Annotated in this window: 19 protein-coding genes; 6 read left to right on the top strand and 13 right to left on the bottom strand. The window is 72.5% G+C overall.

Annotated features, from left to right (window positions below; all coding sequences use genetic code 11):
• Positions 1–1,649: heavy metal translocating P-type ATPase (locus tag GB864_RS14565; RefSeq protein ID WP_160426327.1), on the bottom strand; the 1,649-nt coding region annotated here is incomplete at its 3' end.
• 50 nt (positions 1,650–1,699) lie between these two features.
• Here GB864_RS14565 and GB864_RS14560 point away from each other — a divergent pair.
• Positions 1,700–1,978, top strand: a complete 279-nt coding sequence (locus tag GB864_RS14560) for a metal-sensitive transcriptional regulator (RefSeq protein ID WP_160426325.1) — start codon at positions 1,700–1,702, stop codon at positions 1,976–1,978.
• Between the two features lie 33 nt (positions 1,979–2,011).
• On the opposite strand, the gene GB864_RS14555 is transcribed toward GB864_RS14560, so the two are convergent.
• Positions 2,012–2,905 (bottom strand): glycerophosphodiester phosphodiesterase family protein, encoded by an 894-nt coding sequence (locus GB864_RS14555; RefSeq protein ID WP_160426323.1) that lies wholly within the window; start codon positions 2,903–2,905, stop codon positions 2,012–2,014.
• Positions 2,906–3,160: 255 nt separating this feature from the next.
• Here GB864_RS14555 and GB864_RS14550 point away from each other — a divergent pair, with 255 nt between their 5' ends.
• On the top strand, positions 3,161–5,392 hold the full coding sequence (locus tag GB864_RS14550; RefSeq protein WP_236779143.1) for an esterase-like activity of phytase family protein: 2,232 nt from the start codon (positions 3,161–3,163) through the stop codon (positions 5,390–5,392).
• 63 nt (positions 5,393–5,455) lie between these two features.
• Here the strand turns inward: GB864_RS14550 and GB864_RS14545 are convergent, their stop codons facing one another.
• From GB864_RS14545 to truB, 8 genes are all read right to left on the bottom strand, one after another.
• On the bottom strand, positions 5,456–6,313 hold the full coding sequence (locus tag GB864_RS14545) for an aldehyde dehydrogenase family protein (RefSeq protein WP_160426319.1): 858 nt from the start codon (positions 6,311–6,313) through the stop codon (positions 5,456–5,458).
• Positions 6,310–7,809, bottom strand: coding sequence for an aldehyde dehydrogenase family protein (locus GB864_RS14540; RefSeq protein WP_160426316.1), 1,500 nt, complete (start codon positions 7,807–7,809; stop codon positions 6,310–6,312). The genes GB864_RS14545 and GB864_RS14540 overlap by 4 nt, the downstream gene beginning before the upstream one ends.
• An 18-nt stretch (positions 7,810–7,827) precedes the next feature.
• Positions 7,828–8,835 carry a deoxyribose-phosphate aldolase gene (gene deoC, locus GB864_RS14535; RefSeq protein WP_160426314.1) on the bottom strand — a complete coding sequence of 336 codons (1,008 nt, stop codon included), beginning with the start codon at positions 8,833–8,835 and terminating at the stop codon, positions 7,828–7,830.
• Positions 8,832–9,821 carry a sugar-binding transcriptional regulator gene (locus GB864_RS14530; RefSeq protein ID WP_160426312.1) on the bottom strand — a complete coding sequence of 330 codons (990 nt, stop codon included), beginning with the start codon at positions 9,819–9,821 and terminating at the stop codon, positions 8,832–8,834. Before GB864_RS14530 ends, deoC begins: the two co-directional genes overlap by 4 nt.
• Before the next feature lie 131 nt (positions 9,822–9,952).
• A complete protein-coding gene (locus GB864_RS14525) occupies positions 9,953–10,888 on the bottom strand; it encodes a bifunctional riboflavin kinase/FAD synthetase (protein ID WP_160426310.1) in 936 nt (311 codons plus the stop codon).
• Complete coding sequence (locus GB864_RS14520) at positions 10,885–11,355, bottom strand: hypothetical protein (RefSeq protein WP_160426308.1); 471 nt, start codon at positions 11,353–11,355, stop codon at positions 10,885–10,887. Before GB864_RS14520 ends, GB864_RS14525 begins: the two co-directional genes overlap by 4 nt.
• Before the next feature lie 26 nt (positions 11,356–11,381).
• Complete coding sequence (locus GB864_RS14515) at positions 11,382–11,750, bottom strand: hypothetical protein (RefSeq protein WP_160426305.1); 369 nt, start codon at positions 11,748–11,750, stop codon at positions 11,382–11,384.
• On the bottom strand, positions 11,747–12,667 hold the full coding sequence (gene truB / locus GB864_RS14510; protein ID WP_160426303.1) for a tRNA pseudouridine(55) synthase TruB: 921 nt from the start codon (positions 12,665–12,667) through the stop codon (positions 11,747–11,749). Before truB ends, GB864_RS14515 begins: the two co-directional genes overlap by 4 nt.
• A gap of 40 nt (positions 12,668–12,707) precedes the next feature.
• Here truB and GB864_RS14505 point away from each other — a divergent pair, with 40 nt between their 5' ends.
• On the top strand, positions 12,708–13,703 hold the full coding sequence (locus tag GB864_RS14505) for a ketopantoate reductase family protein (RefSeq protein ID WP_160426301.1): 996 nt from the start codon (positions 12,708–12,710) through the stop codon (positions 13,701–13,703).
• A 90-nt stretch (positions 13,704–13,793) separates the two neighbouring features.
• Here GB864_RS14505 and GB864_RS14500 read toward each other — a convergent pair whose 3' ends face one another.
• A complete protein-coding gene (locus GB864_RS14500) occupies positions 13,794–14,399 on the bottom strand; it encodes a nucleoside/nucleotide kinase family protein (RefSeq protein ID WP_236779142.1) in 606 nt (201 codons plus the stop codon).
• Between the two features lie 102 nt (positions 14,400–14,501).
• Here GB864_RS14500 and GB864_RS14495 point away from each other — a divergent pair, with 102 nt between their 5' ends.
• Genes GB864_RS14495 through GB864_RS14490 form a run of 3 tightly spaced genes read left to right on the top strand, consistent with a single transcriptional unit; the run spans position 14,502 to position 16,795 of the window.
• On the top strand, positions 14,502–15,377 hold the full coding sequence (locus GB864_RS14495) for an HhH-GPD family protein (RefSeq protein ID WP_336604025.1): 876 nt from the start codon (positions 14,502–14,504) through the stop codon (positions 15,375–15,377).
• A gap of 31 nt (positions 15,378–15,408) precedes the next feature.
• Positions 15,409–15,954 carry a carboxymuconolactone decarboxylase family protein gene (locus GB864_RS18215; protein WP_202107250.1) on the top strand — a complete coding sequence of 182 codons (546 nt, stop codon included), beginning with the start codon at positions 15,409–15,411 and terminating at the stop codon, positions 15,952–15,954.
• Positions 15,944–16,795 (top strand): SDR family NAD(P)-dependent oxidoreductase, encoded by an 852-nt coding sequence (locus tag GB864_RS14490; RefSeq protein ID WP_202107249.1) that lies wholly within the window; start codon positions 15,944–15,946, stop codon positions 16,793–16,795. Before GB864_RS18215 ends, GB864_RS14490 begins: the two co-directional genes overlap by 11 nt.
• A gap of 73 nt (positions 16,796–16,868) precedes the next feature.
• Here the strand turns inward: GB864_RS14490 and rbfA are convergent, their stop codons facing one another.
• Complete coding sequence (gene rbfA, locus GB864_RS14485) at positions 16,869–17,390, bottom strand: 30S ribosome-binding factor RbfA (RefSeq protein ID WP_160426293.1); 522 nt, start codon at positions 17,388–17,390, stop codon at positions 16,869–16,871.
• 75 nt (positions 17,391–17,465) lie between these two features.
• The coding region (gene infB, locus GB864_RS14480) for a translation initiation factor IF-2 (protein ID WP_160426291.1) at positions 17,466–19,466 on the bottom strand (2,001 nt) is incomplete at its 5' end.

Raw genomic sequence — 19,466 nt, 5'->3', positions numbered from 1 at the left:
CGCGCGACGGCCACGAGGGTGCCGTCGGCCGCGTCCGCCGCCTCGGCGAGGGGCGCCGGCAGCGCGATGCCGCGCTCGGCGAGCAGCGCCGGGCTGCCGACGAGCACGTCGTCGCCCTCGACGACGCCGGCGACCCCGGAGCCGGGAAGGGCGCGGAAGGCCTCGACGGCGACGGGCTGCACCTCGGCCGCGGCGGCCGTGATCGCACGGGCGACGGGCTGCACCTCGGTCGCGGCGGCCGTGATCGCACGGGCGACGGGATGCTCCGAGCCGTGCTCGAGGGAGGCCGCGAGGGCGAGGACGTCGGCCTCCGAGGCATCCGGCGCCGCCTGCACCGCCACGAGCGAGAGCCGGCCGGTCGTCAGGGTGCCCGTCTTGTCGAGCAGCACGGTGCGCACCGATGCCGCCGACTCGAGCGCGCTCGGCCCCGTGATGAGGATGCCGCGCCGCGCGCCGCGCCCGGTGCCCGCGAGGATCGCGACGGGCGTCGCGAGCCCGAGCGCGCACGGGCAGGCGATCACGAGCACCGACACGGCGACCCCGATCGCGGCCTCGAGGCTCGCGCCCGCGAGCATCCAACCGGCGAAGGAGGCGAGCGCGATGCCGATGACGACGGGCACGAACACGGCCGAGATGCGGTCGGCGAGCCGGGCGGCACTGCCCTTGCCGAGCTGGGCCTGCTCGACGAGCCGGCCGATCGCGGCGAGGCGGGTGTCGGCGCCCACCTGCTCCGCCTCGATCTCGAGCACGCCGCCGTGGGCGATCGAGCCCGCGGTCGCGGCGTCGCCGACCCCGACCTCGACGGGGACGGGCTCGCCCGTCAGCGTCGACACGTCGAGCGCGGCCTCCCCGGCGACGACCGTGCCGTCCGCGGCGACCCGCTCCCCCGGCCGCACGACGAATCGGTCGCCGACGCGGAGGCGTTCGATCGGGATGCGGTGCTCGACTCCGGCGATCCGCACGGCGACGTCGCGCACCGACAGCGCCGCGAGCGCCGTGACGGCGGCCCCCGCCGAGCGGCGCGAGCGGGACTCGATGCGGCGGCCGACGAGCACGACGGCGACGACGACCGCGGCGACCTCGGCATCCAGGTGAGCGTGGAGGTGGCCGCCGGTCGTGAAGGCGAGCGCGAGCTGCCAGGCCGACCACATCCAGGCGACCGCGCTGCCAAGGCTGACGAGGGTGTCCATCGTGAGCGAGCCGTGGCGGAGCGCGCGGGCGGCGGCGCGATGGATCGGCCAGCCGGACCACCACACGACCGGCGTGGCCAGGGCGAGCGCCCAGTACTGCCAGCCGGCGAACTGCACTGCCGGCACCATCGAGAGCACGAGCACGATCGCGGCCAGGACGACCGCGACGACGAGGCGGACCCGTTCGAGATCGCGCGGCCGGGCGGAATCGTCGTCGGAGCGGTCGGAGACGGGCGCCGCGTCGTAGCCGGCGGCGCGGACCGCCGCAACGAGCTCCTCCACGCTCGTCGCGGCCGGGGCGACGACGCGGGCGCGCTCGGTCGCGAGGTTGACTTCGGCCGCGACGCCGTCGAGCCGGCCGAGGCGCTGCTCGACGCGGGCGACGCAGCTCGCGCACGTCATGCCGCCGATCTCCAGGTCGACCACGTGCACCTGGGGAACCGGGCTCGTCGCACTCATACGTCCAACATACCCCCTCGGGGTATGGGTGGTGGCGCTATCCTGGGTCGATGATCGAGGACATCAAGCGCCGGGCGCTGCACCGCACGAAGATCATCGAGGGGCAGCTGCGCGGCATCGAGAAGATGATCGAGCACGACGAGTACTGCGTCGACATCATCACGCTCTCCCTCGCCGTCCAGAAGTCGCTCGGCTCCCTCAACAAGCTCCTCGTCGAGAACCACCTCCGCACCCACGTCGCCGAGCAGTACGAGGCCGGCGGCGAGACCCGCGACGCCGCCGTCGCCGAACTCCTCCGCATCTACGAACTCACGAACAACCGCTCCTAGCGGACGAGCACGCCCGGCCGCTCGCGCAGCGGCTCACGTCCCCGGCGCCGTCGCGGCGAGCCAGGCATCCAGGCCGCTCGGTTCGTCGGTGATGATGCCGTCCACACCGAGGGCGCGCACCTCGGCCCAGGTCTCCTCGGAGTTGAGCGTGTAGCAGAGCACACCGTAGCCGGCCGCGTGGAGGAGTTCGACGGCGTCCGGCGCCGTGCGGACGGCCTTCGCGGTCGTGGCGATGGCGATGACGCCGAGTCGGGCGGCGAGCGGCACCGGGTCGTCGGGCAGTTCGCGGGCGAGCAGCAGCTTGGGGTACTGCGGCGCGCTGCGCTCGAGGGCGATGATCGTCGCGACGTTGAAGGACTGCAGCACGACCCGGTCGCGGAGCGCGTAGCGGTCGATGAGCCCGGTGACGAGCAGGAAGTCGTCGGCGGTCCACTGCCGCTTGAGCTCGACGAGGGCGCGAGCCTGAGGCCGCTCGACGAGGGCTGCGAAGAATTCGGCGAGCGTCGGGATGCCCGTCCCGGCGTACTGGGGCGAGTACCACGCGCCGACGTCGAGGCGCCGGACCTCCGCCAGGTCGAGGTCGGCGATCGCGGCATCGACGCCGGCGACGCGCTCGAGGTCGCGGTCGTGGAAGAGCACGGGCACCCGGTCGCGGGTGAGCTGCACGTCGGTCTCGACGAACGCGGCCGTCGAGTCCATCGCGAGTTCGAGCGAGACGAGCGTGTTCTCGGGGGCCTCGGCGCGGTCGCCGCGGTGCCCGACGATGAAGGCCGCGTCGCCGGGGGCGCGGAGCGAGCCGAACACGTCGCGGGCGAACACCGGGGTCGGCGTGAGCGCGACGGCGAGGGTCGTGGAGACGAGCGCGACGAGCGCGATCGAGAGGGGGATGCGGAGGCTCCGCAAGCGTCGGTATGCGCTCGGGTTCACAGCGACGGGCCTTTCCGGCGCCGCTCCGTTGCGGCGTCGGTGCGACCCTAGCATCCATCGTTACCTGTTCGTTATCACCAGTTCGGGTGCCGTTCACCCCGGCCGAATCTGAACAGCGCGGGCACGGCGCCTGACCGAACGTCCTATGCGCCACCCAAGAGTTCACCGAGTGCCCTACCCCCCTTTTCGGGGGGTACCCCGCCCGGTTCGCCTGCGCACGGTTCGATCGGCGCCATGAGACGGACTCATCGCGCCATGCCGCGCCTCCTCGCCCTCGCCGTCGCCGCCGCAACCGCGGCGACGCTCTTCGCCGCGCAGCCGGCCCTCGCCACGGACGATCGCCACGGCGGCGACCGGCCGGGCGGCGACCGGCGGAACGTCGTCGTCCCGACGCTCGTCGCCCGCGCGACCCTCTCGGCCGACCACCTCGAACCGGGCCCGCCGTCGGGCGCGCTCGCCTCCCCCGGCAACGGCCGCACCGGCCCGTTCGCCGGTCAGGTCATCCCCGGGTTCTCGGCGGTGATCGACAACGGCGACGGCACCTACTGGGCCCAGCCCGACAACGGGTTCGGCTCGAAGGCCAACTCCGCGGACTTCCTCCTCCGCAACTACCTCGTGCGCGCCGACTGGAAGACCGCTCGCGGCGGCTCCGGCGCGCTCCAGACGCTGCGTTTCATCTCGTACAACGACAAGCGGCACCTCCTCGACTTCCCGATCGTCAACGGCGCGACGCGCGAGCGCCTCCTCACCGGCGCGGACTTCGACATCGAGTCCGTCGTCCGCGCGAAGGACGGCACGTTCTGGGTCGGCGAGGAGTTCGGCCCGTTCCTGCTGCACTTCGACCGCAACGGCACGCTGCTCGAGAAGCCGTACTCGCTCGCCGGAATCAAGTCGCCGCAGAACCCGTACCTCGCCGCCGGCGAGGCACCCCGCGCCCGCCAGAGCGGCGGCTTCGAGGCGCTCGCGGCGTCGACCGACGGCCGCTACCTCTACCCGATCGTCGAGAACGCCTACGCCGACGCCGCCGACCTGCGCATCCGCGTCGTCCACGAGTTCGACATCCGGAAGGGTGCCTACACGGGCCGCACGTGGAACTACCAGACCGACCTCGACGGGGACCTCGTCGGCGACGCGTTCCTGACTTCGGGCAAGAAACTCCTCATCGTCGAACGCGACAACTGGGAGGGCGACCAGTCGGTCGTCAAGCGCGTCTACGAGGTCGAACTCGGCAAGACCGACGCCCAGGGCAACCTCGTGAAGACCCTCGTGCTCGACGCCCTCGACATCGCCAACCCCGACGACCTCGCCGCCGGCGACGGATACGGCACGGGCGAGACCTTCGCACTGCCCGTGCAGTCGTTCGAGACGGTCGTGCTGCTGCGGGACGGCAAGCTCCTCATCGCCAACGACAACAACTACCCCGGCAACGACGCCCGTATCCCGGGCACGCCCGACGACACCGAGTTCGACCTGATCGAACTGCGTCGCACGAAGGTCGACGCCTCCGACGTCGACGTCGTCGCCCACCGCGGCGCGAGCGGCTACCGGCCCGAGCACACCCTCGCCGCCTACGCATTGGCGATCCGGCAGTGCGCCGACTTCATCGAGCCCGACGTCGTCTCGACGAAGGACGGCGTGCTCGTCGCCCGGCACGAGAACGAGATCGGCGGCACGACCGACGTCGCCGCGCACCCCGAGTTCGCCGACCGCCGCACGACGAAGACCATCGACGGCGCCGCGATCACCGGCTGGTTCACCGAGGACTTCACCCTCGCCGAGTTGCGCACGCTGCGCGCGACGGAGCGGCTCCCGCTGGTGCGCGGCGCGAACACGGCCTTCGACGGGCTCTACCAGATCCCGACCCTCGACGAGGTCATGGACCTCGCTCGGCACTCCGTGAGCTGCGACGGCGAGCAGGTCGGCGTCTACCCCGAGACGAAGCACCCGACGTACTTCGACTCCATCGGGCTGTCGCTCGCGGAACCGCTCGTCGCCGAACTGCGTGCGAACGACCTCGATCGCCGCAACGCGCCCGTGATCGTGCAGAGCTTCGAGGTCGGCAACCTCGTCGAACTGAACGGGATGACGAAGGCGCCGATCGCCCAGCTCATCACGGGCGGCAAGCCGTACGACTTCGTCGTAAGCGGCGACCCCCGCACCTACGCCGACCTGGTGACCCCGGCGGGCCTCGCGCAGATCGCGGCCTACGCCGACGGCGTCGGGCTCGAGAAGTCCGTGATGATCCCCCGGACCGCCGCCGGCACGCTCGGGACGCCGACCGCGGTGATCGCCGACGCGCACCGCGTCGGGCTCACCGTCCACGGCTGGACGTTCCGCGCCGAGAACCAGTTCCTCCCGGCGGAGTTCCGCTCCAGCACCGACCCGAACGCGTACGGCGACCTCGCGGGCGAGATCCGCGTGTTCGTCGCCGCGGGCATGGACGGCTTCTTCACCGACCAGCCGGACCTCGGCGTCGCCGCGTCCTGAACCGGGAACGGCGGGCGGATGCCGAAGCATCCGCCCGCCGTTCGCGTTGCCGGCAGGGCCGACTCAGCGCAGGCTCTGCGTGTGCCAGACCGTCTTCATCTCGGTGAACGCGAGGATGCGCTCGAGCGACGGTGCGACGGCCCCCGGGCCGCCGGGGCGCACGACGCGCTTGAGCGTGTCGGCCGCGGCGGCTTCGAAGGCGGGCCAGTCGTACGCGCCCGCGCCGGCGAGGTCGAGCGCGTTGACGTCGGCGTGCGACGCGAGCCACGGCGCCACGTCGGCGACGGGCCCCGTGAGGATGTTGACCACGCCCGCGGGCACGTCGCTCGTCGCGAGCACTTCGGCGAGGCTGATGGCCGAGAGCGGGTAGGCCTCGCTCGGCAGCACGACGACCGAGTTGCCCGACACGAGGATCGGCGCGATCGCGGAGACGAGCCCGAGCAGGGCGTCCTCCTGCGGGGCGACGACGGCGACGAGGCCTGTCGGCTCCGGCACCGAGAGGTTGAAGAACGGGCCCGCGACGGGGTTCGCGCCGCCCGCGACCTGCGAGTACTTGTCGGTCCACCCGGCGTACCAGACCCAGCGGTCGATCGCCTCGTCGACCTGGGCGCCCGCGACGGCGGCGCTCACGCCCTGCTGGGCGCGGATCTCCTCGACGAACTGGGCGCGACGGCCCTCGAGCACCTCGGCGATGCGGTAGAGCACCTGGCCGCGGTTGTACGCGGTCGCGCCCGCCCATTTGGCGTGACCGCCGCGCGCGGCGACCACGGCGTCCCGGGCGTCCTTGCGGCTCGCGACGGCGGCGTTCGCGAGGAACTCCCCGTCGGCGCCGAGGACTTCGCGGACCCGCCCGGACTCGGAGCGCGGGAAGGCGCCGCCGATGTAGAGCTTGTACGTCTTGGGCACGGTCAGCCGGCTCACTTCGCGGCCCCCTTCCGGCTGGTCACGGGCTTGGCGGCCTGCACGGCCGGGACGGCCGCGGGCGCGGCCTGGAGGTAGGACGTGAGGCCGGGACGGCCGCCCTCGCGGCCGTAGCCCGACTCGCGGTAGCCGCCGAACGGGCTCGCCGGGTCGAAGCGGTTGAAGGTGTTCGCCCAGATCACGCCGGCGCGCAGCCGGTTCGCGAGCTCGAGGATGCGGGAACCCTTGTCGCTCCAGATGCCGGCCGAGAGCCCGTAGGGGGTGTTGTTCGCCTTGGCGACCGCCTCGTCGGGCGTGCGGAACGTGAGTACCGAGAGCACGGGGCCGAAGATCTCCTCGCGCGCGATGCGGTGGCTCGCCTGCACGTCGGTGAAGATCGTCGGTGCGAACCAGAAGCCGTTCTCGGGCAGGTCGCACGGGGCGCTCCAGCGCGAGGCGCCTTCGGACTCGCCGACCTCGACCATGCGGGTGACGCGCTCGAGCTGCACCTTCGAGTTGATGGCGCCGACGTCGGTGTTCTTGTCCATCGGGTCGCCGACGCGCAGCGTCGAGAGGCGCCGCTGGAGGCGCTCGACGACCTCGTCGTGGATCGACTCCTGCACGAGCAGGCGGCTGCCGGCGCAGCACACCTGTCCCTGGTTGAAGAAGATGCCGTTGACGATGCCGTTGACGGCCTCGTCGAGCGGGGCGTCGTCGAAGACGATGTTCGCGGCCTTGCCGCCGAGTTCGAGGGTGACCCGCTTCTCGGTGCCGGCGATGGCTCGGGCGATGCCGCGGCCGACGGCGGTCGAGCCGGTGAAGGCGACCTTGTCGACGTCGGGGTGGGCGACGAGCGCGGCCCCCGTGGCGCCGGCGCCCGTGATGATGTTCACGACGCCGGCGGGCAGGCCCGCCTGCTCGAGGATCTCGACGAACAGCAGGGCGGTGAGCGGGGTGGTCTCAGCGGGCTTCAGCACGACCGTGTTGCCCGCGGCGAGGGCCGGCGCGAGCTTCCACGCGAGCATGAGCAGCGGGAAGTTCCACGGGATGACCTGGCCGGCGACGCCGAGGGCGCGCGGGTTCGGGCCGAGGCCGGCGTAGTCGAGCTTGTCGGCCCAGCCGGCGTAGTGGAAGAACCACGCGGCCACGAGCGGCACGTCGACGTCGCGCGCCTCCTTGATGGGCTTGCCGTTGTCGAGCACCTCGGCGACGGCGAGCTCGCGGGCGCGCTCCTGCACGAGGCGGGCGATGCGGAAGAGGTACTTGCCGCGGTCCTTGCCGCTGGTCTTCGACCAGACCTTCTCGTAGGCGCGGCGGGCCGCGGCCACGGCGCGGTCGACGTCGGCGGCGTCCGCCTCGGCGACGGTCGCGAGCACGGCTTCGGTGGCGGGGTTGATGCTCTGGAAGGGCGTGCCGCCGCCGGCGGTCCATTCGCCGTCGATGTACAGGCCGTACTCGTTGCGGAAGGAGACGAGCGAGGTCGACTCCGGGGCTGGTGCGTATTCGAGGAATCCCATGTCGGTCTCTTCGGTCTCTCAGTCGATCGTCACGTAGTCGGGGCCCGAGTAATGCCCGGTGCGGAGCTTCTGGCGCTGCAGGAGCACGTCGTTGAGCAGGCTCGACGCGCCGAAGCGGAACAGGTGCGGCTGGAGCCAGTCCTCCCCGACCGTCTCGGCGACGGTGACGAGGTACTTGATGGCGTCCTTGGAGGTGCGGATGCCGCCGGCGGGCTTGACGCCGATGCGGCCGCCCGTGGCCGTGTGCCAGTCGCGCACGACCTCGAGCATGAGGAGCGTCACGGGCAGGGTCGCGGCGGGGGCGACCTTGCCGGTGGAGGTCTTGATGAAGTCGCCGCCCGCGAGGATCGAGAGCCACGAGGCCCGGCGCACGTTGTCGTAGCTCATGAGCTCGCCCGTCTCGAGGATGACCTTGAGGGAGGCGCTCGTGCCGTCGGCACGGCGGCACGCGTCCTTCACGGCGACGATCTCGTCGAACACCTGGCCGTACCGGCCGGAGAGGAAGGCGCCGCGGTCGATGACCATGTCGATCTCGTCGGCACCGGCCGCGACGGCGTCGCGCGTGTCGGCGAGCTTGATCTCGAGCGAGGCGCGGCCCGAGGGGAACGCCGTGGCGACGGCAGCGACGGCGACGAGGCCGTCGTCGGGGTCGCCGTGGGCGGCGCCGAGCGACTCGACGGCGATGCCGACCATGTCGCCGTACACGCAGACCGCGGCGGTGCGCGGCGTCTGCCGGTCGCCCGGGTCGGGCGCGAGCGCCTTCGCCGTGAGCGAGCGGACCTTGCCGGGGGTGTCGGCGCCCTCGAGCGTCGTCAGGTCGATGAGCTTGACGATCGTGTCGAGCGCCCACGCCTTGGAGGTCGTCTTGATGGAGCGGGTGCCGAGATCGGCGGCGCGGGCTTCGAGCCCGACGGCGTCGACGCCCGGGAGCCCGTGCAGATAGCGGCGGAGCGTCGCATCGTCGGGCTGCCCGCCCAGGAGGGCGAGGGCCCGCTCGTGCGGGGCTTCGATCGAAGTGCCGGTCATTCCGGAGTCCTTCCGGTCGTTGCGGACGGGTCGGCCGAGGCCGATCCATCGAGGAGGTGGAGCGCCGTCTCCTCGTCGGTGACGAGGATCCGGCAGATGCCGCTGCGGACGACCGCGGCGGCGACGGGGTGCTTGGCTCGTCCGGCGATCACGGCGATCGTGCGCGGAGCGGAGCGCAGGCGGTCGAGGGTCACGCCGATCGTCCGCTCGTCGAGCGAGGTGTCGACGATGCGGCCCTCGGCGTCGAGGTAGCGGCCGACGACGTCGCCGACGGCGCCGCCCGCGACCAGCGCGTCGAGGTCGCCGGCGGTGAGGTAGCCGGAGTCGATGTGGACGGAGCCGTGGTCGGCCGAGCCGGCGCTGAAGAGCGAGACGTCGGCGTTCGCGGCGAGGTCGAGGACGCCCGCGACGACGCGGTCGGTCTCGATGGCGCGCTTGGTCTCGACGTGCTCGAGGATGGCCGGGCTCGGCAGGAGGGTCGCGGACCCGCCGCCCTTCTGGGCGATCATCGAGGCGGCCGCGGCGGCGGTGCCGGCGAAGCGGTTGAAACTGACGCCGCCGTTGAGCTGCACGACGGACACGCCGCTCGCCCAGCCCGGTCGGAGGTCGGCGGCGACCTCGCTGATCGTGCGCCCCCAGCTCACGCCGAGCACGCGCGGCGCGGGTCGCAGGCTCGCGAGGTAGTCGGCGGCGGCCTGCGCCGTGCGCGTCTGCACCTCTTCGGGGCGGGACACCCCGGCGGCGGAGACGACGACGGCGTCCTCGAGGCCGAGCTCGTCGCGCAGGCGCCGCTCCAGCACGGGTCGTCGCGCGCGCGGGTGGACGATCTCGATGCGGATGTACCCGCGGTCCTTGGCCTGCGCGAGCAGGCGCCCGACCTTCCAGCGGGTCAGCATGAGGAGCTGCCCGATCTCGTCCTGGGTCTTGTCTTCCTCGTAGTAGAGCTCCGCGGCGCGGATCGCCAGTAGCTCGTCGCTCTCCTGCATCGGCCGCCTCCCGCTCGCCCCGCCGTGCCGGCCGCGAGTGCGGCCGCTTCCAGGGTAGGCGCGTCAACGGGCATCCTCAACAGATGCAGGCGATTCCGCTCAGATGAGCAACTCCGCACACGGGCACAGCGTCAGGATGACGCGAGCAGCAGCTCCTTCACGCGCTCGACGTCCCAGGTGATCTGGGCGATGAGCGGCTCGACGCCCTGGTACGCGACCTGGCCGCGGATGCGGTGGGCGAACTCGACGTCGACGAGGTGGTCGTAGAGGTCGAGCTCGCGATCGATGACGTAGGCCTCGACCGTCTTGCGCACCCCTTCGAACGTCGGGTTGTCGCCCACGGAGATCGCCGCCGGGTAGCGGACGCCCGCGTCGGTGAGCCAGCCCGCGTAGACGCCGTCGGCGGGGATGCGCCCCTCGGCGTCGATCGCGAGGTTCGCCGTCGGGAACCCGAGATCGCGGCCGCGCGCGTAGCCGTGCACGACGAGTCCGGAGACCGTGGGCAGGTGCCCGAGCAGCTCGGCGGCGTTCTCGACCGCGCCGGCGTCGAGGAGCTCGCGGATCCACGTCGAGGACACCCGGCGCCCGCCCACCGGCGCGACGTCCTCGATGACCTCGACCTCGAAGCCGAAGCGCTCCCCCAGCTCGACGAGCAGCGGCACGTCGCCGGTGTTGCCGGAGCCGAAGCGGAAATCGGCCCCGACGAGCACGACCTTGGCGCCGAGCGCGCCGACGAGGATCGACCGTGCATAGTCCTCGGCGCTCACCGAGACGAGCGATGCGTCGAACGGCAGCACGACGGTCGCGTCGAGGCCCGTCGTCGCGAGCAGCTCGAGCTTCTGCCGGTTCGAGACGAGCTCGGGCGGGCAGGTCGCGGGGTCGAAGTACGCGAGCGGATGCCGGTCGAACGTGATCGCCACCGCGTGCAGTCCGCGCTCGCGCGCGATGGCGGTGAGCCGGCCGAGCACCTCTCGGTGCCCGAGGTGCACGCCGTCGAACTTGCCGATCGTGACCGCCGAGGGGCCGAAGCCCGCCGGCACCGCCTCGAGGGACTCGAAGACCCTCACGCCCGGGCCTCCCCCGCGTCCGACTGCTCGGGCCGGTGCGTCGCGAGCCACCACATGCCGAGGATCGGCAGGACGAGCGGGATGAACAGGTAGCCCATGCCGTACACCGCCCACACGGTCGACGTGCGCCCGAACGGGTCGCCGACGCCCTGGCCGAGCAGCTCCGGCGCGACGAGCGTGAGGGTGCCGACGACGAGCACGCCGACGAACTCGAAGACGATCGTGCACCACGCGACGCGGTACCAGACGCGGCCGGGCGCGATGAGCGCGATCGTCGCGACGACGTACACGAGCGCGGCGAGGCCCGAGAGCGTGAACGCCACGGGCGCCTCGTCGAAGCGCTCGATGATCTGCACCGCCGAACGGCCGAGCGCCGCGAGGGCGAGGATGCCGTAGACGACGACGAGGACGCGGCCGATGCCGCTCATACGGCGCGCCGGCGCCGCGACGGTGGACTGTTCGTTCATGACCCGCTCATTCTCGCAAATCCCGCTCAGGCGAGCTGGACGGTCCAGATCTGCAGCATCCGCCACTCCATGACGGCGACCGCGAGGGCGGCGACGCCGAGGATGACGGTCGACCACCGCGTGCGCTCCAGCAGCGCCCAGAAGCCGGCGACGAGCGGCAGCAGCAGCGCGGAGATCAGATACACCCAGAACTCGAGCACGCTGCCGCTCGGGTGGTTGCCGACCGCGGGGGCGACCACCGCGATGACGACCTGCGCGACGAGTCCGAGCTCCACGAGGAGCAGCCCGCCCATCGTGAGGTCGCTCGGCACTCGGCCGGCGAGGCCGATCGCGATGCAACCGAGGCCGACGACGAGCGCGACCGCGACGAGGGCGTAGGCGAACCAGTCGATCATGTGGGGAACCCCGTCACGACCTTGAAGGCGCGGGCGCCGACCGGACCGCGGCGCTCGACGATCGCCACGAGGCGCTCGCCGTCGGCCGTGGCCTCGATCGCGGCGATCGGCCCCTCCGGCGCGTCGGCGGGCGCGTCGATGCGCTTGCCGTGTCCCAGGTCGCGGGCGCCGTCGGCGTCGACCTCGACGACCGGCAGGATGCGCCGGGCCGCCGCCGCGGGGGCGATGCGGTCGCGGTCGGGCTCGAGGTCGTCGAGGAGCACGGCCTCTTCGATGCGGAACGCGCCGACACGGGTGCGACGGAGCGCGGTGAGGTGCCCGCCGACGCCGAGGCCGGCGCCGAGGTCGCGGGCGAGCGCCCGGATGTACGTGCCGGACGAGCACTCGACGCGCACGTCGAGGTCGAGGAAGCCGTCGTCGGTGCGGCGCGGGGCGCCGAGCACCTCGAAGGCCGAGATCGTGACGGTGCGCGACTTCAGCTCGACCTCCTCGCCGGCGCGCACGCGGTCGTAAGCGCGCTTGCCGTCGACCTTGATCGCGGACACGGCGCTCGGCACCTGCTCGATGACGCCCGTGAGCGCCGCGATGCCGCCCGTGAGCGCGGCGTCGTCGACCGCGGCGAGCGCGTCGGCGGCGGCGGGTTCGCCGATCGCCTCGCCCTCGGCGTCGTCGGTCGTCATGGCGACGCCGAGCCGGATGGTCGCCGTGTACTCCTTGTCGAGGCCCACGAGGTGCGTCAGCAGGCGGGTCGCGGATTCGACGCCGATCACGAGCAGGCCTGTCGCCATGGGGTCGAGGGTGCCCGCGTGCCCGACCTTGCGGGTGCCCGCGGCACGGCGCACCCGAGCGACGACGTCGTGGCTCGTCCGCCCGTGCGGCTTGTCGATGAGGAGGATGCCGCTGTTCACGGGGTCCAACGGTACCAGCGGTGCGCTGCACGAACCGTAGGGTGGTCGGATGCGAATCGCCGTGATCGGAGCCGGTGCCCTCGGCGGCACGTTCGCGGCCCTCCTCGCCCGTGCCGGTCACGACGTCGAGGTGACCGCCCGCGGGGCCGGGCTCGACGCGATCCGGGAGCACGGCATCCGGCTCTCGGGCGGCTACGGCGACGCCGACGTGCGGGTCGCGTCGGGGCCGGTGCTGACCCGGCGCCCCGATCTCGCGCTGGTCTGCACGAAGGCGCAGGATGCCCGCGAGGCGATCTCGATGAACGCGGAGCACCTCGGCGGCATTCCGGTCGTCGTCGTGCAGAACGGCCTCGACGGCATCGCGACGGCCGAGGAGCTGCTGCCGGACGCCGAGGTGTACGGCGCCGCGTCGATCATCGCGGCGAACTACACGGAGCCGGGCGTCGTCCGGGTGACGACGACGGCGACGAGCTACCTCGGCCGCGGCGACGGGCCCGCCGACGAGGGGGCCGTGCGGCTCGCGGGCATCCTCTCGCAGGCGACGCCGTTCACGGCGATCCCGAACTTCCGCGGCGCGCAGTGGACGAAGCTCGTCGTCAACATGCTCAACGCGGTGCCGGCGATCGTCGGCCGGAGCGTGCAGGAGGTGCTCGCCGACCGGGGCCTCCGCCGGGTGGTGGCGGCCGCGATGCGCGAGACGGTGCGGGTCGGCGTCGCCCGCGGCGTGCGGTTCGGTGCCTTGCAGGGGCTCGACGACCGAGGGCTCCGCCGTTTCGCCCGGCTGCCGCTCCTCCTCGGGCAACTCCTCCCGTGGAGCATGGGCGTGCGCATGGGATCGGTGCCGAACCTCGGCTCGACCCAGCAGTCGCTGCGGCGGGGCCAGCGCACCGAGATCGACTACCTGAACGGCGCGGTCGTCCGCCAGGCCGCGCTCGCCGGGGTGGCCGCGCCGGTCAACGCGGCGCTGACGGCCCTCGTCCACGAGGTCGAGGACGCCGGGGCCTCGCTCCCGCCCGCACGCGTGCTCGCAGTCCTGAGCGACTGACCCTCCCCAGCCCCCAGGTGAGGAGACGCGAACGCAGGCTGACGGTCTCAGACGACCCTGCCGTTGCGTCCACTCAGGATGCGGGGCGCGTCAGCAGGAGTCGAACCAGCGCCGGAACGGGCGCTCGGGGTCGCTGTCGTCGTAGACGGCCTGCGCGCTCTGACGTCCGAACGCCTCCTCGAGGCGGTACCGCTCGTCGGCGGGGTCGCTCGCGTGGGCGTCGAGCACGATGCGGAAGTTCCAGAGGCCCGCGAGGCGCTGCCGCCCGAGGAAGCGCCCGTCGATGACGAGGATCGCGTCGGCCGGGGCCGTCATCCACTTCGGTTCCACCCAGCGGTCGGCCCCGGCGTCGTAGGCGCGCGTGACGAATCCGGTGGAACCGCCGAGCCGGAACGGATCGACGAGGCTGCGGCGCAGCGTCGACTCGTCGACCCCGTGCTGGAAGAACCGGTACGGGGTGTCCTCGCCGAACTGGGCGAGGTCCTCGACCGGCCGGAGGAAGTCGTCCTCGCTCGCGCGCACGACCGCATGGCCCGCCTCGCGGAGCACCCGGCCGAGGTCGTCGGCGAACCGGCCGCGCTCGGTGCCGGCCGCGCCCTCGACCGCCACGATCACCCGCCCCTTCGCGTAGACCCCCGTGATCTCGCGTGCGAGTTCGCGCAGCGTCTCGATCCGCGGCGTCGTCTGCAGTTCCATATCGTCCGTTCCCCCTTGCGACTCATCCATCTTGTCCAACCGCCGGCGTCCCGTCATCCTTCCCGGCCCGCCGGGCTCGCCCGACGCTCGTATCATCGTGGGGTGCCGCGCCCCGCCGAGATCGCCGACGTCCTCGTCGCCTGGTTCCCCGACGCGGCACGACCGCTGCCCTGGCGCGCCGCCGAGGCCGGGCCGTGGGGCGTGCTCGTCTCGGAGTTCATGCTCCAGCAGACCCAGGTCTCCCGCGTCGAACCCCGTTGGCGCGAATGGATGACGCGCTGGCCGACGCCCGCCGACCTCGCGGCCGCCCCGCCAGCCGAAGCCGTGCGCGCGTGGGACCGTCTCGGGTACCCCCGACGTGCGCTCTGGCTGCACGAGGCCGCGACCGAGATCGTCGAGCGGCACGGCGGCGCGGTGCCCCGCGACCTCGACGCGCTGCTCGCCCTCAAGGGCGTCGGCCCGTACACGGCCCGCGCGGTCGCGGCCTTCGCGTTCGGCGAGCGGCACCCCGTCGTCGACACGAACACGCGCCGAGTGCTCGCGCGCGCCGTCGTCGGGCAGGGCGAGCCCTGGCCGCCCGCCGCAGCGCGCGACCTCCGCGAGATGTCGGCCGTGCTCCCCGACGATCCGGCGGCCGCACGCGTCGTCAACGCCGCCGCCATGGAGCTCGGCGCGACGGTCTGCACGGCGCGCGCCCCGCGGTGCGACGACTGCCCGATCGCCGACCTGTGCGCCTGGCGGGCGGCCGGCTACCCGGCGTACGAGGGACCGTCGAAGGCGAAGCAGGCGAAGTTCGAGGGCTCCGACCGGCAGCTGCGCGGCATGGTCATGCGCGAGCTCCGCGCGAGCCACCGGCCGATCGCGCGCGACGGGCTCGACGGGCTGACGCCCGACGGCGCACGACTGGACCGCATTCTCGCCTCGCTCGTCGCGGACGGCCTCGCGGCGGTCGAGTCCGACGGTTACCGACTGCCCTGAGCCGCCCGCGCGGCGCTCGTAGAATCGCAGGATGCCCTTCCTCCCCGAGACCGACCTCGGCGCGCTCTCCCCCGCGCAGCAGGCCGCCGCCGACCGGCAACTGCGCGACCACGGCGGCCGCATCACCAACATGAAGGCGACCCTGCTCGGGCACGTGCCGAGCTTCGACGCGTACATGCAGTGGTACACGCTGTGGGACGAGCTCGTGCCCCTCGTCGGCGACCGCGCGATGACGCTCTTCTCCTATGCGATCTCCGATGCGAACGAGTGCCTCATCTGCTCGGTGTTCTTCCGTCGCATCCTCATCGACGGCGGTGCCGATCCCGACGACCCGCAGCCCACCGCGACGGAGTCGGTGCTCATGGACTGGGGCCGGGCGATCGCGCGCACGCCGAGCGACCTCCCCGACGAGCTCGTCGCCCGCGTGGAATCGGCATTCGAGCCGACGCTGCGCCTCCAGCTGCTCGCCTTCGCCGGCCTCATGGTCGCGACCAACCTCCTCAACACCGTCGGCCGCATCCCGCTCGACGACGTGCTCTACGACTACCGGAAGGACGGCGACGTCCGTGTCGACTGAGACCCCCGCCTCCCCCGCCCCGCGCCCCGCGCCGACCGGCGACCTCACCGGCCGCGTCGCCTTCATCACGGGCGCCGCCCACGGGCAGGGCCGCGCGATGGCCCTCGCGCTCGCCGCCGACGGCGCGGACATCGCGGCGTACGACATCGCCGCGAAGATCTCCTACCCGGCCTACGCGCAGGGCTCGAGCGCCGAGCTCGACTCGCTCCGGGCCGAGATCGAGGCGCTCGGCCGCCGCGCGCTCGTCTTCGCAGGCGACGTGCGGGACGCCGGCGCCGTCGGTCGCGCCGTCGACGCCACGGTCGCCGAACTCGGCGGTCTCGACATCCTCGTCAACAACGCCGGCATCGTCGCGTACGCCGCCGCCGACGAGATGAGCGATGCCGAGTGGGACGCCATGATCGGCATCAACCTCACCGGGCCCTTCCTCGTCGGCCGCGCGGCGATTCCGCACCTGAAGGCCCGGGGCGGCGGCGTCATCATCAACAACTCGTCCGTGATGGGGCTCCGCGGCGGCAACCGCCTCTCGCACTACGTCGCCTCCAAGCACGGGCTCACCGGGCTCACGAAGGCGTGGGCGATCGAGCTCGCGCCGTTCGGCATCCGCGTCGTGTCGATCCACCCGACCGGGGTGAACACGCCGATGAACGACGGCCTCGCCGCGATGGAGGGCGCGACCCCGCAGGAGATCGCCGAGCGCAGCGCCGGCAACCTGCTGCCCGGTGTGCCGTGGATCGAGACCGACGACGTCGCCGAGCTCGTGCGCTATCTCGCGAGCGATCGCGCGCGCTTCGCCACGGGCGCGCAGTTCGTGCTCGACGCCGGCCTCCTCACGGCCTGATCCGACGGAAACGCCGAACGGGCGTCGCACCGGCAGGTGCGACGCCCGTTCGCGTCGAATGGATGCCTCGCGCTCAGCGCGCGGCGGACTCCGGTGCGTCCGAGTCGTCGAGGTCGTCGTCCTCGTCGTCCCAGTCGTCCTCGTCGTCGTCCCATTCCTCGTCGTCGTCCTCGAGCTCGCGGGGCTTGACGTACGGGTCCTCGTCGCCGGCGTACGAGGCGCCCTCGGCGAGGGTCGCCGTCGCGGCATCGCGCTCCCGCGCCTCGCGGAGCAGGTCCGCGATGTGCTGGGCGTTCTCGGGGACGGCGTCCGCGATGAACTCGAGCGACGGGGTGAGCCGGGCGGTGATGTTCTTGCCCACCTCGCTCCGCAGCATCCCGGTGGCGGCCTTGAGGGCGAGCGCGGAATCGCGCCGTTCCTCGTCGGTGCCGTAGACGGTGTAGAAGATCGAGGCGTGCTGGAGGTCGCCGGTCACACGGACATCCGTGATCGTGACGAACCCGAGCCGCGGGTCCCGCAGTCCCTTGTCGAGACGCCGGGCGACGATCTCCTTGATTCGGTCGGCGAGCTTGCGCGCGCGTGCCGGATCGGCCATGGAGGTTCTCCTTTCCGAAGCGGGTCGGGGGCGGCGTCCGCCGCCCCCGACGCTTCGATCAGCCGAAGCCGCGGGTCAGCCCCGGGGCTTCTCGCGCATCTCGATCGTCTCGATCTCGTCGCCGATCTGGATGTCGTTGTACTTGCCGAGGCCGATACCGCACTCGTAGCCCTCGCGGACCTCGGTGGCATCGTCCTTGAAGCGGCGCAGCGACTCGATCGCGAGGCCGTCGGCGATCACGACGCCGTCGCGGATGACCCGTGCCTTGGCGTTGCGCGTGATCGTGCCGGAACGGACGATCACACCGGCGATGTTGCCGAACTTGGAGGAACGGAACACCTCGCGGATCTCGGCGACGCCCGACTGGACCTCCTCGTACTCCGGCTTGAGCATGCCGGTGAGCGAGGCCTCGATGTCGTCGATCGCGTTGTAGATGACGTTGTAGAACCGCACGTCGACGCCCTCGCGGGCGGCGCGCTCACGGGCCTTGACGTCGGGCCGGACGTTGAAGCCGATGACGATCGCGTTGTCGATCGTCGCCAGGTCGATGTCCGACGCGGTGATCGCGCCGACGCCGCGGTGCAGGATGCGGAGCTGGACGGAGTCGTCCACCTCGATCTTCATGAGCGACTCTTCGAGCGCCTCGACGGCACCCGAGACGTCGCCCTTGATGATGAGGTTGAGCGACTCGACCTTGCCCTCTTCCAGCGCGCGCGTGAAGTCCTCGAGCGAGATGCGCTTGCGGGCCTTGGCCAGCTGGGCGTTGCGCTCGACGGCTTCGCGCTTCTCGGCGATCTGGCGGGCCGTGCGGTCCTCCGGGGTCACCAGGAAGGTGTCGCCGGCGCGGGGCACCGACGAGAGGCCCTGCACCTGGACCGGACGCGACGGCGTGGCCTCGAGCACGGCGTCGCCGTTCTCGTCCGCCATCGCACGCACGCGGCCGTAGGCCGTGCCGGCGACGATCGCGTCGCCGACGCGCAGGGTGCCCGACTGGATGAGCACGGTCGCCACGGCGCCGCGGCCCTTGTCGAGCTTCGCCTCGATGGCGACGCCTCGGGCGTCCTTGTCGGGGTTGGCGCGCAGGTCGAGACCGGCGTCGGCGGTGAGGAGCACCGCGTCGAGCAGGTCCTGGATGCCGATGTTCTCGCGAGCCGAGACGTCGACGAACATCACGTCGCCGCCGTACTCCTCGGCCACGAGGCCGAACTCGGTGAGCTGCTGGCGTACCTTGGCCGGGTTGGCGTCGGGCTTGTCGATCTTGTTCACCGCGACCACGATCGGCACGCCGGCCGACTGGGCGTGGTTCAGCGCCTCGATCGTCTGCGGCATGATGCCGTCGTCGGCCGCCACCACGAGGATCGCGATGTCGGTGACCTCGGCACCGCGGGCACGCATGGCGGTGAACGCCTCGTGGCCCGGGGTGTCGATGAAGGTGATGGCGCGGTCGATGCCCTCGTGCTCGGTGTGCACCTGGTACGCACCGATGTGCTGCGTGATGCCGCCTGCCTCGCCGGCGACGACGTTGGCGTTGCGGATCGCGTCGAGGAGGCGCGTCTTACCGTGGTCGACGTGGCCCATGACGGTGACGACCGGGGGCCGCTGCTGCAGGTCCTCGTCCGACTCGTCGGCGTACTCCGCGTCGAGGTCGATGGAGAAGCCCTCGAGGAGTTCCTTGTCCTCGTCCTCCGGGGAGACGATCTGGATCACGTAGCCGAGCTCGGCGCCGAGCACCTCGAAGGTGGCCGCGTCGAGCGACTCCGTCGCCGTCGCCATCTCGCCCAGGTGGAAGAGCACGGTGACGAGCGAAGCGGGGTTGGCGTCGATCTTGTCGGCGAAGTCCGAGATCGAGGCGCCGCGGCGCAGACGGATGACGGTGTTGCCGTCACCGCGGCGCACGCTCACGCCGCCGAGCGACGGAGCCTCCCGCATCTCGAATTCCTGCCGCTTCGTCCGCTTGGACTTGCGCGCCTTGCTCTTGCCGCCGCCGCGACCGAAGGCACCCGCGGTGCCGCCGCCGGGGCCGCGACCGCGGCCGCCGCCGCCCGCGGGACGCGGGCCGCCGAAACCGGTTCCGGG

This window comes from Agromyces seonyuensis (assembly GCF_009789225.1).
Classification (GTDB): Bacteria; Actinomycetota; Actinomycetes; order Actinomycetales; family Microbacteriaceae; genus Agromyces; species Agromyces seonyuensis.
The sequence above is the reverse complement of the archived record's forward strand: the minus strand, read 5'-3'. Positions and strand labels throughout refer to the sequence as shown.

Excerpts from the sequence above, each read along its gene's own strand:
- GB864_RS14530 (WP_160426312.1), bottom strand. The coding sequence starts at position 9,821 with ATGCAGGAGAGCGACGAGCTACTGGCGATCCGCGCCGCGGAGCTCTAC.
- deoC (WP_160426314.1), bottom strand. The coding sequence starts at position 8,835 with ATGACCGGCACTTCGATCGAAGCCCCGCACGAGCGGGCCCTCGCCCTC.
- GB864_RS14520 (WP_160426308.1), bottom strand. The coding sequence starts at position 11,355 with ATGAACGAACAGTCCACCGTCGCGGCGCCGGCGCGCCGTATGAGCGGC.
- GB864_RS14560 (WP_160426325.1), top strand. The coding sequence starts at position 1,700 with ATGATCGAGGACATCAAGCGCCGGGCGCTGCACCGCACGAAGATCATC.
- GB864_RS14550 (WP_236779143.1), top strand. The coding sequence starts at position 3,161 with ATGCCGCGCCTCCTCGCCCTCGCCGTCGCCGCCGCAACCGCGGCGACG.
- GB864_RS14505 (WP_160426301.1), top strand. The coding sequence starts at position 12,708 with ATGCGAATCGCCGTGATCGGAGCCGGTGCCCTCGGCGGCACGTTCGCG.
- GB864_RS14515 (WP_160426305.1), bottom strand. The coding sequence starts at position 11,750 with ATGATCGACTGGTTCGCCTACGCCCTCGTCGCGGTCGCGCTCGTCGTC.
- GB864_RS18215 (WP_202107250.1), top strand. The coding sequence starts at position 15,409 with ATGCCCTTCCTCCCCGAGACCGACCTCGGCGCGCTCTCCCCCGCGCAG.
- GB864_RS14500 (WP_236779142.1), bottom strand. The coding sequence starts at position 14,399 with ATGGAACTGCAGACGACGCCGCGGATCGAGACGCTGCGCGAACTCGCA.
- GB864_RS14540 (WP_160426316.1), bottom strand. The coding sequence starts at position 7,809 with ATGGGATTCCTCGAATACGCACCAGCCCCGGAGTCGACCTCGCTCGTC.
- rbfA (WP_160426293.1), bottom strand. The coding sequence starts at position 17,390 with ATGGCCGATCCGGCACGCGCGCGCAAGCTCGCCGACCGAATCAAGGAG.